The following is a 14,306-nucleotide window of genomic DNA, read 5'->3' on the forward strand; positions in this document are numbered from 1 at the left end:
ACGGAGGAGTATAATGCCGCAAAAAGCTACAAAAATGCGCTGGGTTTTAGGATGTTTCCTATTTGTTATTGGTTTTGTTGCCTATATGGATCGCGTAAATTTATCCGTGGCCGGACCTATGATTATGAAGGATTTTGGCTTTGATAAAGTCCAGTTTGGTTTAGTACAAACCTTATTTTTTATTGGTTATTCACTAATGCAAGTGCCCGGTGGTATTATTGCAGAACGTTTCGGTGCAAGAAAGGCCATGGTATTGGCAATAAGTTGGTGGTCAACCTTTACCATGTTAACTGCCCATGCTACTAATTTTATTACCTTTGGAATAGTTCGAGCACTTTTTGGTATAGGTGAAGGTCCTCTTTACCCAGGTGGAAGTGTCTTAGTATCACGGTGGTTTAGCAAAAAAGAAAGGGGTACTGCCAATTCATTTATTTTGGCAGGATCCTTCGTAGGTCCAGTGTTGGCCCCGGCAATAACTGTATCCATTATGACGGCCTTTGGATGGAAAGCAGTATTTTGGTTCTTTGGTGCTATTGGTTTCTTGGTAGCTTTCGGTTGGTGGCTTTTAGCCAGGGATAACCCTAGTGAACATCCCTTTGTTAACCAGGCAGAATTGAAGAAGATAAGAGAAGATAACGAGCAGGCAACCCTAGTTGACGAGAAGAAAGAACTGGCTCCCTTTAAGAAGTTCATCAAATCTACCCAATTTTGGGCCATTGGTATCCAGTATTTTATTACGGACTACATCATGTATGTTTATTTATCTTGGTTACCAATTTATCTAATGGAAGCACAAAACTTTTCCCTTAAAGAAATGGGGGTCATGGCCGCTTTCCCCTGGTTTGCCTTAGCCATTACTACCCTAACCACAGGGTTTATCAGTGATTGGTTAGTTGGTCACGGTTTTTCAGTTTCTAAAGTTAGAACCTATTTTGGTTCCTGCGGTTTAGTAATTTCCAGTGCGGCCCTTTATCTGGCGGCAATATCTATAACTCCCATGATAACAGTATTCTGGTTGACCATATCTCTAGGCTCTCTTGGTTTTACCTTTAATGCTTCTTGGGCTAGCTGTAATGACCTTGGACGGAAATTTACTGGGACTGTTTCTGGTTGGATGAACCTTTGCGGTAATCTTGGGGGCGTGGTGGCACCGACACTCACAGCTATTATTGCCACAATGTTTAATTGGCAGGCGGCATTAATTTTTACGGCAGCAATCGGTTTAGTCGGCGTAGGTGCCTGGTTCCTTGTTAAGCCCAATATTCCCCTCGTAGCTAACACAGAATCAAGGGGACGGTTCTCCTGAGTCTCTACACACGGTATAGGGTATAAACAGATTGCCAGTAGTTAAGTTAGCTTGGAACTTATGTTAAATATAAGAAAATAGATAAAAAATAGTGTATTAAATAAAATTATGTTGTCTGAAGAAGATATTCTTAACTTCAAGCCAAAACATGTACAAAAATGTCGAATGACATTGTATAATTATTCCGTGACTTCTTTTTTTACAAAGGGGATATTGATAATTTGAGGATTAAGATAATTAATCCAGATTATGGCATGACGGCAAAAGAAATACAGGAAAGAATCAACATTTTAAGTAAGGTAACCGGCCATGATGTGGAATTGTCCATGGATTGTTTGAGAAGTAGTACGGTTTATATCGATTCTGCTTTGGATGTTGCTCTAGCCAGTGCTGAAATTATCCAGCAAGCGATTAAGGCAGAGCAAGATAACTACGATGGGATAATTTTGTATTGTCTGAGTGATCCAGCTGTGGTAGCTTGTCGGGAAGCTGTTGGGATTCCTGTACTGGGTGGTGGTCAAGCTGCATTTTTAACAGCTGCTAGCTTAGGCTACAACTTTTCATTATTGGTTACTTCGCCTAAGCGTATTCCTGAGAAAAAAGAATTTATTAAAACTACTGGCGTCGATCCTTTAAGGCTTTGCTCCATTCGTTCTATCAATATAAACCTGAGTAATGTCAGAAGGGATATCAATACAACGATTGATTGTTTATCCAGAGAGGGCAGGCGCTGTATCGAGGAGGATGGTGCTCAAGTACTAATTTTGGGGTGTTTATCATTATTGGGTATGGCAGATGCAGTTAGTGATAGGATTGGCATACCAGTCATTGATCCAGCCATTGCGGTTGTGACGATGTTGGAGAGTTTAATTAGACAAAGACTGAGTCATAGTAAAAGGGCCTACCCTAACCCACCAGCAGGTAGCAGAACCTGGATTGCTGGAGAGATAAGTTTTAACCAAAAATTAATAAGCGGGAAAGAGGCGTAAAAATGAAAAAAAGTAAAATTTTTAGTATCCTATTAGTTACTCTGTTGACTATTGGATTAATCGCAGGTTGCAGCAGTCAGAAAGAGGAGCCCCAAAAAGAAGCAGAACAAGCACAAAAAACTTTAGTTTTGGCAATTAATGCAACCTTTCCCCCCTTTGAGTCTGTTAAAGTAGATGAAAATGGTAAGCAGGCATTTGTGGGTATTGATATGGACATCGCCAATTACATTGCTGAAAGATTAAATGTCAAACTAGAAATTAAGGACATGGCATTTAACGGTCTAGTCACAGCCATTAGCTCTGGACGCGCAGATTTGTGTATTTCCGGTATTTCACCCACAGCTGAACGTTTAAAAGTTATCGACTTTTCCGATCCTTATTTTTATCCTCAAACAGGCATCCTTTCTTTAAAGGGTTCTGAATATAAAACCTTAGAATCTTTGCAAGGCAAAAAAATTGGTGTATCACTGGGGACAACTTATGCCGAACAGGCAGCTTCGGTAAAAGATGCTAAAGTTGTTGAATTGGACAATACACCTCTGGTTGTTCAGGAAATTGTCAATGGTCGTGTTGATGCAGGTATTTTTGACGGATCACAAGCCATAGAATTCATGAAGGAAAATCAAAACCTGGAATTGCACTTATTACCTGCGGAAATGGTTGCAGAGGACAGTTATGCTATAGCCCTGCCAAAGAATTCTCCCTATAAGGATGAGATAAATAAAATTTTAGCAGAAATGAATGAAAACGGTAAAATGGATGAAATTCTTACAAAATGGTTAGGTGAGAGCTACGTTTCACAAAAGAAATAATACAATTAGCAAAAGGAGCACGAGTATATGGATTTAGATTATAGTCTTATTATTCCTTATCTACCGTTATTAAAAAGCGGAATAATAATGACACTAAAATTTACAGTTTGGTCTACAATCCTTGGTTTTACCTGGGGAGTGCTCCTATCCTTAATTAAGATATCACCATTTAAGCCATTGGCCTGGTTTGGTATGTTTTATACTTCCTTTTTTAGAGGAACACCGCTTTTAGTTCAACTAATGTTGATCTATTTTGCCACTCCTCAGTTAGTTGGTTATAATATTAGTGCTTTAGAAGCTGGCGTGCTAGCCTTTGGACTTAATTCTGCAGCCTATATTTCTGAATCCATCCGCGGTGGTATCCTATCTGTGGATAAAGGTCAAAGGGAGGCTGCTATGGCTTTAGGTGTTCCTAAAATTCGGATTATGAAGGATATCATTTTGCCGCAGGCCTTTAAAAACATATTGCCATCTTTGGTTAATGAAAGTATCTCTCTCCTGAAGGATTCCAGTATGGTTGCAATTATTGGCGTTGGGGATACCTTACGCTGGGCTCAGCAAGTACAGGCTAAAACTTTTCGCGCTTTTGAAGCCTTTATTGTGGCAGCATTAGTGTATTATGTGTTGGTAATGCTGTTGACAGCCATCGGCAGTTATCTGGAAAGGCGGGCTAGGGTAAGTGATTAAGATTGAAAATCTATCCAAAACATTTAAGAATCTGGCAGTTCTGAAGGATATTTCTTTGGAAATAAATAAAGGTGAAGTCATAGCAATTATTGGACCTTCAGGCTCTGGTAAATCAACACTGCTTCGCTGTATAAACTTATTGGAGATACCGACAAGTGGTAAGATCATCATTAATGGTAAGGAATTGGTAGCAAAGGGTAAAGATGTTGAGAAAATGCGCAAGAATATCGGTATGGTATTTCAACATTTTAATCTTTTTCCGCATATGACAGTGCTGAGAAATATGACCTATGCACCGATGGTAGTCAATAAGGTCTCCTTAGAAGAAGCAGAGAAACAGGCTTTAGTATTGCTGGAAAGAGTAGGTTTGAAAGATAAAGTTCATGAATATCCTAGCAAGTTATCTGGGGGACAAAAGCAAAGAGTTGCCATAGCCCGTGCTCTGGCGATGAAACCGGACATATTGCTGTTTGATGAGCCTACTTCCGCCCTCGACCCGGAAATGGTCAAAGAGGTTTTGGAGGTTATTAAATCCTTAGCGCATACGGGAATTACAATGGTTTTAGTGACCCATGAAATGGGCTTTGCCAGAGAGGTTGCCGACAAGATCTGCTTTTTAGATGAAGGCCGTCTCGCTGAAATAGCTACTCCTAAGGAATTCTTTAGCAGCCCAAAATCGAGCAGGGCACAACAGTTTTTAGATAAGGTATTATAATGATTAAGGTTCAGGTGAGAGGAAAGTCCGCCTGAACCTTAAAAATATTATATGGTACACACGCTTTTACAGAGGTGGGAACAATGACAGAGACCTATGAAAAAATAAAATGGCCGAATAATGCTAGGTGCGCAGTAATGTTGAGTTTTGATCTTGACGGAGATACCATATGGGCCAATGGAAATCGCAGTTATGAAGGCGGAGAAAATTTTATTCGCTCTACTTCTATTGGTGATTATGGTCCCAAAAGATCGGTGCCTCGCATTTTAGAATTGTTGAGTAAATATGCTTTACCGGCAACTTTTTTTACGCCGGCGAAGATTGTAGAAGAAAACCCGGAACTGCTAAAACAAATTGATCAGGCAGGTCATGAAATTGGGCATCATGGCTATCGACATGAGCGGTTTGTAGACTTAACCAGAGATGAACAAAAAGCAATTATCTTACACAGTCAGGCTATCTTCCAGCAAGTTATCGGTAAAAAGGCAAGGGGTTATCGAACACCCTCCGGGGATTGGTCCCGAGAGACGGCTGGATTGCTACATGAATTAGGTTTTATGTACTCAAGCTCCATGAGGGGCGATGATAGGCCCTATCGAACAGTGATTGACGGACAGATTACGGACTTTATTGAGATGGCACCCAAATGGGATTTGGATGATTTTGTTCAATTCGGTTATAATATGTTTCCCGCTGAGCCAGCAGGACAAGATCGTATCTCTGGCATCGAACAGGTATACAATAATTTTAAGCAGGAATTTGATGGCTATTATAAATATGGTTTATGTTTTGTGCTATTAATGCATCCTCAAATAATTGGTAAGCCAGGGCGGATCTTGATGTTAGAACAACTTGTGCAGCATATGAAATCACATCAGGGTGTCTGGTTTGCAACAGGTGAAGAGATCGCAAAATGGTGGCGTGCCAATTATTAAGGAGGATGAACAATGGCAGAAGTTGAATACTGGCCCCAGGGTGCACGTTGTGTGGCATTATTAACAGTAAATTTGGATGCCGATCAGTTTTGGCTGGGTATGTTTCCAGATAGTATCAATCGCCCTAAAACTTTATCTATGGGTGGATATGGCATAAAGCGCGGATTAGATCGTGTGCTGCGTACTTTTGAAGAATACAACATTAAAACCACATTCTTCGTTCCAGGAAAAGTGGCAGAGAATTACCCCGAAGCAATTGAAAAGATCATCGGTTATCAGCATGAACTGGCAGTTCATGGTCACACCCATACCAGCATGCACCTTTTAACCGCAGACCAGCAGCTCGAGGAGATGGAAAAAGCCAAAGAGGCCATTAGAAAAATCAGCGGTATTGTACCAGTAGGTTTTAGGGCTCCAGAGGGTGAATTAACGCTGGAAACCCTAAAGCTGGCAAAACAATGCGGCTTTAAATATTCAAGCTCCTTATATGGAGACGATCGACCTTATACCATTTTCTTAGAAAATGGGACAATCACAGAAATTCCAATGCATTGGGAACTCCATGACTTCCCCTACTTTGCTTTTAACTATGGACCCGCCTTCCCAAGTGGACAAGGACGCGTAGCTAGTTATTATCAAGTAACTAGGACTTATCAAAGGGAATTTGACGGCTATTATCAATATGGTTTAGCCTACGTGGCTCAATTTACGCCTCAGACCATTGGTTCCCCAGGGAAAATAAAGATATTGGAAGATGTATTGCAGTATATTACTCAGTCAGAAAACTTATGGATAGGTACCTGTAGCGATTTAGTTGATAGAAGTTTAGTTATAAAAAAAGAAATATTTTAGTGAGAAGCATGTTCTATATTTTGACCATTGCGTGGCCATAGCATTAGATTTCTGGATGTCAGAAGTTGCTGTGTGTTTCAAGGAAAAAATGGGCACTTGGCCGGACATGTATTCAACGGCAAACTCGAAAAATTCGTTGTCAAAACCTATAAGTAGAACTTTAACATGTAAAACCTCATCCGAACTGTGGATGGGGTTTTGCTAACTGGCTATTCATAGCTATACAAAGGGTGAGATATGATATGAAATGAATTTCGCAACCAAATATACTATCCTCCAACGAAACACACGGAGGGCGAATTGACCTACGTCCAAGTTTTGTACCACAGGAATGCAGAAAAAGTTTTTGGTAATTCTTAAAATCTTAATGGGAAAAATTATTCTATCTATGAATAGTGCTGGTTTAACTGGAAAAAATATCATAAGTGAGTTGTTGATAGGAGTCACCTATGTTTAATTTATGGTCAAAGAAATTAAGGTTCAAGAAATTAAAGAGCCGGAAAATTACAAAAAACTTGAATGCTAATTCAGTGGAAAAAGAAACTTTCACCATTAATCTTGAGGGTAACTTATTATTACTGCAATCCTTATTAGGTGAAAGCAGTGATGTTCTCATAAGACGGTTTAATATCGGCAATTCCCCCCATAGGGTAGCCATTGTTTATTTAGAGGAAATGGTTGATGTAAAGGTTATTAATGAAAGCATTATTAAACCTTTAATGGACAACCAACGTTTAGATAGCAATACTCTTGGGGCAAAAAATTCACTTGATTTTCTGGAACGGTTGTTACTTCCGGTGGGCAATGTCGAAAAAACTGAATCAATAAATCAAGTTTTAGACAGCGTTTTATTTGGGTATACAATATTATTTTTGGATGGTTGTTCACAGTGCCTTTTAATTTCTTCTAAGGGTTGGAAGTCAAGGGCAATCCAAGAACCTAACACAGAGGTTGTGGTCAGGGGGCCCCACGAAGGTTTTACGGAGAGTTTATCAACGAATACTGCCCAACTGAGGCGAAAAATAAGGAATCCCCAACTGATTTTTGAAACCATGAAAATTGGTGAAAGGACTAAAAGTCTGGTTCGAATTGTCTACATGAAAGGGTTAGTTAAGTCTGACTTAGTAGAGGAAGTAAAAAAAAGATTAAATGCCATAGATACAGACGCTATTTTAGAGTCTGGTTACATAGAACAATATATTGAAGATGAGCCATATTCATTTTTTCCCACAGTAGGCAGCAGTGAGAGACCTGATGTTATTGCCGCCAACATCTTAGAAGGCCGTATAGCCATCCTGGTGGATGGGACACCTGTGGTCCTTACCATACCAACACTTTTTGTGGAAAATTTTCAATCCGCCGAAGATTATTATTCCAGACCCTATTATGCCAGCCTTGTCAGGCTTTTAAGATTTTTGGGTTTTTTTATTACCACTACTGCCCCGGGAGTATACGTGGCCCTAACAACCTTTCATCAGGAGTTAATCCCCACTCCCCTGTTGATTACCATGGCCGCTGCCCGGGAAGGCACACCTTTTCCAGCTTTATTAGAAGCTTTGCTGATGATCATTACCTTTGAAATTCTCCGGGAGGCAGGGGTTCGTTTACCCCGTCCGGTGGGTCCTGCCATTAGTATTGTGGGGGCACTGGTCATTGGTGAAGCTGCAGTATCTGCAGGTATTGTGGGGGCACCAATCGTCATTGTCATTGCCATAACCGCTATTTCTTCCTTTATAGTGCCAGCTTTGGGCGATGTGGCAGTCCTCCTTCGGATCATCGTTACCATTTTTGCAGGATTTATAGGGCTTGTGGGTATCGTAGTTGTGCTTATGCAAGTTATTATCCACTTAGCCTCCCTGCGGTCCTTTGGGATGCCTTATCTATCACCTGTATCACCTTTACATCTACAGGGACTAAAGGATAGTTTTGTAAGGTTTCCTTTATGGTCTTTAAGTACGAGACCAAAAAGTCTGCAATCCCAAGATACAAAAAGGCAGCAATCAAAACTTATGCCGGAACCTCCTTCAGAAAAACAACGTTAGGTAAGGGGCGTTATTATTGGTAAAGGGTAATAGATTTGATCATAAAATTCTTTTTTTGATCATTCTTGTCTTCGTTACAGCAATATGCCTTTCTGGTTGCTGGGATCGTAGGGAATTGGACACTCTGGCCATTGTTACAGGAATGGCTTTAGACAAAGCCTCAGATGATAAGATTCAAGTCAATTCCCAAGTCATAATTCCAGGGAATATAAAATCACCCCAAGACGGTGGGGGTGGTGGAGGTGGAGCCCAACAAAAAGCCTACCAGAATCTTGTTAATACCGATGAGACCATTTTTAGAGCTCTACGCAGGGTGCACTACTTCAGCGAACGACGACTTTATTTCTCCCATATCAAATTATTTATTTTTGGTGAGGATTTGGCAAAGGGTGGTTTGCAAAAATACGTAGATTTTTTTGCTCGTGACCCAGAGCCTCGCATTACAGGTAAGGTGCTTATTGCCAAAGGAAAAGCCAGTGAAATATTAAGTGATGAGGCAGAGTTTGCCAAGGTACCTTCCCTTGGTATAAACCAAATTTTAGAGAGAAGTGCGGCTGGTTCCGAAGTCCCTGTGGTAACCCTAAAGGATTTTCTTGAGCGCTTAATCAGTAAAACTACCGCTCCCATCGCACCACTTATCGAACTAGAAAGTAAGAAAAGGGTGAAACTAGCGGGAACTGCTGTTTTTAACAAGGATAAAATGGTAGGTTCTTTAAATTATCAGGAAACCCGGGGGTTACTATGGGTTATCAATAAGGTGAAAGGTGGCATTCTAGAGGTAACCTATCAAAGTAAAGCCAATAAAGCCAGTATTGAAATCATAGAAGCAAGTAGCCAAATTAAACCAGAATTTCTAGATAATCAGCTTTTCATAACGATCAACACCAATGTAACTGGCAACCTGGGAGAACAAATGTTTATTGCCGATTTACCAAAAGATAAAAGCTGGCCAGTCCTTGAGCAAAAAATGGCTGCAGAAATCCAAGAAGAAATTACTGCTTCCTTGGACAAAGCAAGGGATTTAAACACAGATGTTTTTGGCTTTGGGGAAGCTGTCCATAAAAAGTACCCTGCAATCTGGAAAAGCCTAGAGAAAGATTGGCATGAAATTTGGCCAAGCCTAGATATTAGAATTTCCGTCCAGGCAAATTTACAGGAAAATGGCATGATCGTAAAATCTCCTCAATCATAAAAAGAGGTGTGGTATCTGAATGAAGCTGGAAGCAGGCCAAATTACACAGTCCCAATTGATACCTTTGATGATGAGTTTTATATTGGGCACTACCATCGTTATTTCACCGGCCCGTGGAGCAGGGCATGATGCTTGGTTGGCATATTTATTGGGAATGATAGAAGCAATGGTTTTTGCTTTGATTTATTTGTTGTAAATCCTCATTTTATATAAGCCAGAAAGGGTTAACAATAAACTAATTAAATAATTTACGAATCAGGTAACGGCTAAACTATTGTGATATTTTTTCTCATAATATAATGGCATTAATCTTGGGAACAATGAGTTGTGAGGTGATAAACTTGCAACTCATTTTTTATACTGAAGATACTCCACTGGACTACTTTAATGCCGGAAAAACATATTCTTTTCCAAGACCAGAAACCTGTTTGCATCCAGATTGCAGGATACCTATCCCACCCAGACCATACGGATATTACATACGAAATGTTATTTCAATTAATTTTAACGAACGAATTATGATTAGGAGATACTTATGCCCAAGATGTGGTCACACTTTTTCTTACTTACCATCCTTCTGCCTTCCATATTATCAATATACCCTAGCCCTTATTTGGGCGAACTTGATTTGTCAGGTATTTAATATCGTATCTTTTCTTAAATCCCTAATGGCTAGTGTCGATTGGCAAAGGCAACACTTACAGTTCTACCGACGTCGGTTTAAAAGCAACCTGAACTTCATTCAAGTAGTGTTACGACATTTAATGCCGGAGGTTAAGTTACCAGATGAAATTGAAGAAAAAGAAAAGGCCAAAAGGGTGCTGAACATTGCGATATCCGGATTCAATACAATCCAAGCCTTCTCCACAAGGTTTTTCTCACAATGCAACAGTTCCTTTATGGCCCATCTCTAAAATTAGTTTAGCCATTTAGAAAACCAATCATTCTAAAAATTTGAAGAGATGGGTAAAAAACAGAACTTTTGCATAGTACCTTGCAGAGACTAATGGTATCCTTCAGACTATGGGATAAGTTTAGCCGGTTAAACATCTCCCGCAAATTTAAAGATTGCCGGAGGTGTGTTTGTTGTGCTTTCCACAGAGGATAGAGAAAATATTGCTTTAAAAAGATTTTCTCTGATTAGCCCCGTATTAAATGGCCAGATCACAAATCAAACAGAATATTTTAAAGCCCTATGCAGTGAACCCATTGATATGCCATATTACGGCTTAAAGCGTTATTCACCAAAGACACTGCTATTTTGGCTCTTTGAGTACCGCCGAGGTGGAATTGAGGCTTTAAAACCTGGTCACCGCTCTGATCGAGGCAAGAGTCGTAAAGTAAGCCTTGAAATCGCTGATGCCATCAGGAAAAAACGAGCAGAAAAACCTCGGTTAACCACAGTGTTATTGTATGAAGAACTGGTTAAAGATGGCGCCTTTGACCCTAACAAATTATCTAAGGCCACCTTTTATCGGTTTATGGCCGCTAATCCCGATTTAGCAGCAGGCATAGACCCGGAGGAGAAAGAACGTGAACTTAAAAGATTTTCTTACCAATCGATTAACGAGCTATGGCAAGCCGACATTATGTATGGGCCATACATTAGGATAGGTAAGTCTAAAAAGCAAACCTACCTAATTGTATTTTTAGATGATGCCTCAAGGATTGTTACTCATGGTCAGTTTTTTGATACCCAGAACTACACAGCTATGCGTACAGCATTGCGGGAAGCTATACTAAGACGAGGAATTCCCAAAATGATTTACACCGACAACGGTAAGGTTTATCGCACTAATCAGTTAGCTATGCTTTGTGCTGGGTTAGGGTGTTCATTAATTCATGCTGCCCCATTTACGCCGAACGCTAAGGGGAAAGTTGAAAGGTTCTTTCTTACTGTCCGCCAGCGTTTTTTATCCACCATCGATCCTACTAAAATTACGAGCGTGGATGAATTAAATTTGCTCTTTTGGCGATGGCTTGAAGAAGATTATCATCGTAAAACTCACAGTACCCTAGGGGTAAGCCCCTTGGATTTTTTTATGTCTCAAGCCCATAAGGTGCAGCTTTATTCTGACCCCGAGTTATTGAGAGAACATTTTTTAATGCGTATTGGCCGCAAGGTAAACCATGATGCTACTTTATCAGTAAACAGAGTACTTTATGAAACTGACCAAGGTTTAGCCAACTCCAAGGTAGAGGTGCGGTTTGAACCGGAATGGTTGTCTGTTCCCCAAAGAACATTACCCCTCTACCAAGGTGGCAAATTTGTAGGGGAAGCCCGAATGATCAATTTCTATGATAACTCCAAAGTAAAAAGACGTGGACGTCCGGCAGCATCAAGCAAAAAAGAGGATTTAGAAATCAGCCCTACTAACACTGATACATCGTCTCTCATTCCCAGCAGTAGCATTTCTTTTGCAAGTCTTTCTAAAAAAACTAATGAGGCTGGTGATATTTAATGTTCCTTCAACATTTTGGTCTTAAATTCAATCCCTTTACCAAAGAGATACCCACTGAGAATCTATTCATCAGCCAAGATTTATTGGAACTTGAACATAGATTGAAATATTTACAGCAAACCAGAGGCATTGGATTAGTGGCGGGAGAACCGGGAACAGGTAAATCCACAACTTTGCGTAAATTTGTTACTGAATTAAATCCATCCCTCTATCGTCACTGTTACTTTTCTTTGGCTACTGTTACATTATCAGAGTTTTACCAAGCCCTAACTCTAGAACTTGGTGAGCAACCGGCTAATCGGAGGGTGGTAATGTTCCGCCAGATTCAGCAGGCAATCAGTTCTATGTATTATGATAATCGGATAACACCAGTAATTATCTTAGATGAGATACACATGGCCTCAAACAAGCTACTAGAAGATTTAAGGCTAATCTTTAACTTTAAAATGGATTCACAAAATCCATTTATCCTTATCTTAGCCGGTCAACCACCTATACGTAACAAGCTAGGTTTAAATATTAACAAACCCCTTAGGCAAAGACTTGCTGTTAAGCATATTATGCAAGGCTTAAGGCAGGAAGAAATTAAAGATTATTGTAACAGCAGACTGCGGTTGGCCGGACTGGTAGAGGATATTATTACTGAGGCAGCCTATGAAGTTATTTATTCTAATTCAAATGGCATACCTAGGGTGGTCAATAGTTTACTGACTAATGCAATGATTTACGCCTGTAACCAAAATCAAAGAAGTATTGATGAAGAAGCCATTTATCATGCACAAAATGAATTAAATATTTAGTGAGATTCCGGGTGAAATACCCGGTTTTCTTTTTACCCCAAAACCGGACTTGGATACGTACTAATTTAATTTGATAATTAGTTAGGGAAGTCTAAATTAATTTGCGAATAACGGGCTAGTTTCAGGAAGGATACACTAATTTATTTTGAGAATCTTAGCTAGATTAATTTGAGAATTGACAATTTGTCACTGGCAACAAGATTCTCAGATAAAACCTTAGTGGAATTTAATGATATTATTTATGGTCCCGTATTAGGAAAGATCATTTCGTCCTTATACCTTTTTTATTTGATTCATTTGGCTAGTCTGGTGTTGGGTCATTTCGGACATTTTTTTAAGGCAGTCATTTATCCAAATACCCCCATGGCTGTTATTCTTTTATTGATTATCGGGGTATGTTGTTCTGCTGTTAGAAACGGCATCGAGGTGATATCCCGGAGCAGCCTGATTTTCTTTACTATCACTTTATTAAATATCCTATTAACCTTTGTTTTGCTTTTCAAGGATATGAACTTTCAAAATTTATTACCAATCTTAGATCTTCCCTTAAAGGATTTCATCAAATCTGCCCATAGTATAGCTATATTTCCCTTTGGTGAAGTCATCGCCTTTCTAATGATTTTTCCCTTTGTCAAGAGGACTGCTAATCTAACAAAGCATGTCTTAATCATCATGTTTATAGCTGGAATCTCTATTTCATTGATTTCCATACGTAATATCACTACTCTGGGACCCTTGGCAGAGATAGAATCCTTCCGCGCATATAGTAGTGTAAGGCTTATTGAAATTGCAGATGTCATTACCAGAATGGAAATCCTCCTAGCCATTAATTTTTTATTAGTGGGAGTTGTCAAGATATTTGTTTTATTTTACGGTGGTGCATTGGGTCTGGCACAGTTTTTCAAATTAAAGAAGTATCCACCCTTGGTGTATCCTTTGGGCGCAATCATTACACTAATGGGTTTAGTTAATTTTAATAGTTATTTGGAGAGTTTATCATTCGCCAGTGATGTTTTCCCCTACTATAGTCTTCTGTTTCAGTTGATCTTACCACTTATTTCCCTTATAGTAGCTATTACAAGGGGGTTGCCGAAAAAAGTGGCATCAAACCAATGATTTTTCTGTTGATCCTGGCTTTTACCACCATGGCTTGTTTTGAAATACCTACAATGGTTCAAAAGCAGTACTGGCGAGAGCTAGTCTTATTTTTATTCCTTTGGCTGCTAGCCTTTGTGTTAAGCACCCTTTATACCCTAGGAGTTCAATTGCCCAGCCCCGCAGCGTTGATTACAATTGTTGTTCAAAGTCTTTCCCCCTAGTTTAAATCTTTTTTTGAAAAGGCCTAAAGCGTACCCATGTAATCACGAAGTTATTGAGACTCAAGGGGACGGTTCTTCTGAGTCTATGAGTCTACACAGGGTATAAGGTATAACAGATGCGATAGTTGGGGTAACTAGGCTAATGTTAAATGTAGGAAAATATTGAGCAGTGCTATATCTTTGACATAACCCATG

Annotated in this window: 15 protein-coding genes; all 15 read left to right on the forward strand. The window is 39.6% G+C overall.

Features of this window, described 5'->3' with window-relative positions:
- Positions 1-13 precede the first annotated feature (13 nt).
- The 15 genes from ACYQ03_RS03010 to ACYQ03_RS03080 all read left to right on the forward strand — a co-directional run bounded on the left by ACYQ03_RS03010 (position 14) and on the right by ACYQ03_RS03080 (position 14,111).
- Positions 14-1,306 carry an MFS transporter gene (locus tag ACYQ03_RS03010; protein WP_459907532.1) on the forward strand — a complete coding sequence of 431 codons (1,293 nt, stop codon included), beginning with the start codon at positions 14-16 and terminating at the stop codon, positions 1,304-1,306.
- Between the two features lie 221 nt (positions 1,307-1,527).
- Entirely contained in the window at positions 1,528-2,295 is a 768-nt protein-coding gene (locus ACYQ03_RS03015; protein ID WP_459907534.1) for an aspartate/glutamate racemase family protein, read from the forward strand.
- Positions 2,296-2,297: 2 nt separating this feature from the next.
- Complete coding sequence (locus ACYQ03_RS03020; RefSeq protein WP_459907535.1) at positions 2,298-3,107, forward strand: ABC transporter substrate-binding protein; 810 nt, start codon at positions 2,298-2,300, stop codon at positions 3,105-3,107.
- Positions 3,108-3,134: 27 nt separating this feature from the next.
- On the forward strand, positions 3,135-3,794 hold the full coding sequence (locus ACYQ03_RS03025) for an amino acid ABC transporter permease (protein WP_459907537.1): 660 nt from the start codon (positions 3,135-3,137) through the stop codon (positions 3,792-3,794).
- Positions 3,787-4,509 (forward strand): amino acid ABC transporter ATP-binding protein, encoded by a 723-nt coding sequence (locus tag ACYQ03_RS03030; RefSeq protein WP_459907539.1) that lies wholly within the window; start codon positions 3,787-3,789, stop codon positions 4,507-4,509. Before ACYQ03_RS03025 ends, ACYQ03_RS03030 begins: the two co-directional genes overlap by 8 nt.
- 83 nt (positions 4,510-4,592) lie before the next feature.
- The gene (locus ACYQ03_RS03035; protein WP_459907541.1) at positions 4,593-5,444 is read left to right on the forward strand and encodes a polysaccharide deacetylase family protein; all 852 of its coding nucleotides are present in this window, start codon (positions 4,593-4,595) and stop codon (positions 5,442-5,444) included.
- A 12-nt stretch (positions 5,445-5,456) separates the two neighbouring features.
- The gene (locus ACYQ03_RS03040) at positions 5,457-6,296 is read left to right on the forward strand and encodes a polysaccharide deacetylase family protein (protein WP_459907543.1); all 840 of its coding nucleotides are present in this window, start codon (positions 5,457-5,459) and stop codon (positions 6,294-6,296) included.
- 449 nt (positions 6,297-6,745) lie between these two features.
- Entirely contained in the window at positions 6,746-8,338 is a 1,593-nt protein-coding gene (locus tag ACYQ03_RS03045; protein WP_459907545.1) for a spore germination protein, read from the forward strand.
- A gap of 16 nt (positions 8,339-8,354) precedes the next feature.
- Positions 8,355-9,530, forward strand: coding sequence for a Ger(x)C family spore germination protein (locus ACYQ03_RS03050; protein WP_459907547.1), 1,176 nt, complete (start codon positions 8,355-8,357; stop codon positions 9,528-9,530).
- Between the two features lie 19 nt (positions 9,531-9,549).
- Entirely contained in the window at positions 9,550-9,726 is a 177-nt protein-coding gene (locus tag ACYQ03_RS03055) for a GerAB/ArcD/ProY family transporter (RefSeq protein ID WP_459907548.1), read from the forward strand.
- Positions 9,727-9,862: 136 nt separating this feature from the next.
- On the forward strand, positions 9,863-10,444 hold the full coding sequence (locus tag ACYQ03_RS03060; protein WP_459907550.1) for a DUF6431 domain-containing protein: 582 nt from the start codon (positions 9,863-9,865) through the stop codon (positions 10,442-10,444).
- Between the two features lie 165 nt (positions 10,445-10,609).
- Complete coding sequence (locus ACYQ03_RS03065; RefSeq protein ID WP_459907551.1) at positions 10,610-11,992, forward strand: DDE-type integrase/transposase/recombinase; 1,383 nt, start codon at positions 10,610-10,612, stop codon at positions 11,990-11,992.
- A complete protein-coding gene (locus ACYQ03_RS03070) occupies positions 11,992-12,792 on the forward strand; it encodes an ExeA family protein (protein ID WP_459907552.1) in 801 nt (266 codons plus the stop codon). The genes ACYQ03_RS03065 and ACYQ03_RS03070 overlap by 1 nt, the downstream gene beginning before the upstream one ends.
- 183 nt (positions 12,793-12,975) lie before the next feature.
- Positions 12,976-13,908: a GerAB/ArcD/ProY family transporter gene (locus ACYQ03_RS03075; protein ID WP_459907554.1), complete on the forward strand. Its 933-nt coding sequence runs from the start codon at positions 12,976-12,978 to the stop codon at positions 13,906-13,908.
- Positions 13,905-14,111: a hypothetical protein gene (locus tag ACYQ03_RS03080; RefSeq protein WP_459907556.1), complete on the forward strand. Its 207-nt coding sequence runs from the start codon at positions 13,905-13,907 to the stop codon at positions 14,109-14,111. Before ACYQ03_RS03075 ends, ACYQ03_RS03080 begins: the two co-directional genes overlap by 4 nt.
- Positions 14,112-14,306: the final 195 nt, after the last annotated feature.

The organism is Desulfotomaculum defluvii (assembly GCF_054657375.1).

Bases quoted from the DNA above. Each gene is read 5' to 3' on its own strand.
- ACYQ03_RS03010 (WP_459907532.1), top strand. From the start codon at position 14: ATGCCGCAAAAAGCTACAAAAATGCGCTGGGTTTTAGGATGTTTCCTA.
- ACYQ03_RS03020 (WP_459907535.1), top strand. From the start codon at position 2,298: ATGAAAAAAAGTAAAATTTTTAGTATCCTATTAGTTACTCTGTTGACT.
- ACYQ03_RS03025 (WP_459907537.1), top strand. From the start codon at position 3,135: ATGGATTTAGATTATAGTCTTATTATTCCTTATCTACCGTTATTAAAA.
- ACYQ03_RS03035 (WP_459907541.1), top strand. From the start codon at position 4,593: ATGACAGAGACCTATGAAAAAATAAAATGGCCGAATAATGCTAGGTGC.
- ACYQ03_RS03040 (WP_459907543.1), top strand. From the start codon at position 5,457: ATGGCAGAAGTTGAATACTGGCCCCAGGGTGCACGTTGTGTGGCATTA.
- ACYQ03_RS03045 (WP_459907545.1), top strand. From the start codon at position 6,746: ATGTTTAATTTATGGTCAAAGAAATTAAGGTTCAAGAAATTAAAGAGC.
- ACYQ03_RS03055 (WP_459907548.1), top strand. From the start codon at position 9,550: ATGAAGCTGGAAGCAGGCCAAATTACACAGTCCCAATTGATACCTTTG.
- ACYQ03_RS03070 (WP_459907552.1), top strand. From the start codon at position 11,992: ATGTTCCTTCAACATTTTGGTCTTAAATTCAATCCCTTTACCAAAGAG.
- ACYQ03_RS03080 (WP_459907556.1), top strand. From the start codon at position 13,905: ATGATTTTTCTGTTGATCCTGGCTTTTACCACCATGGCTTGTTTTGAA.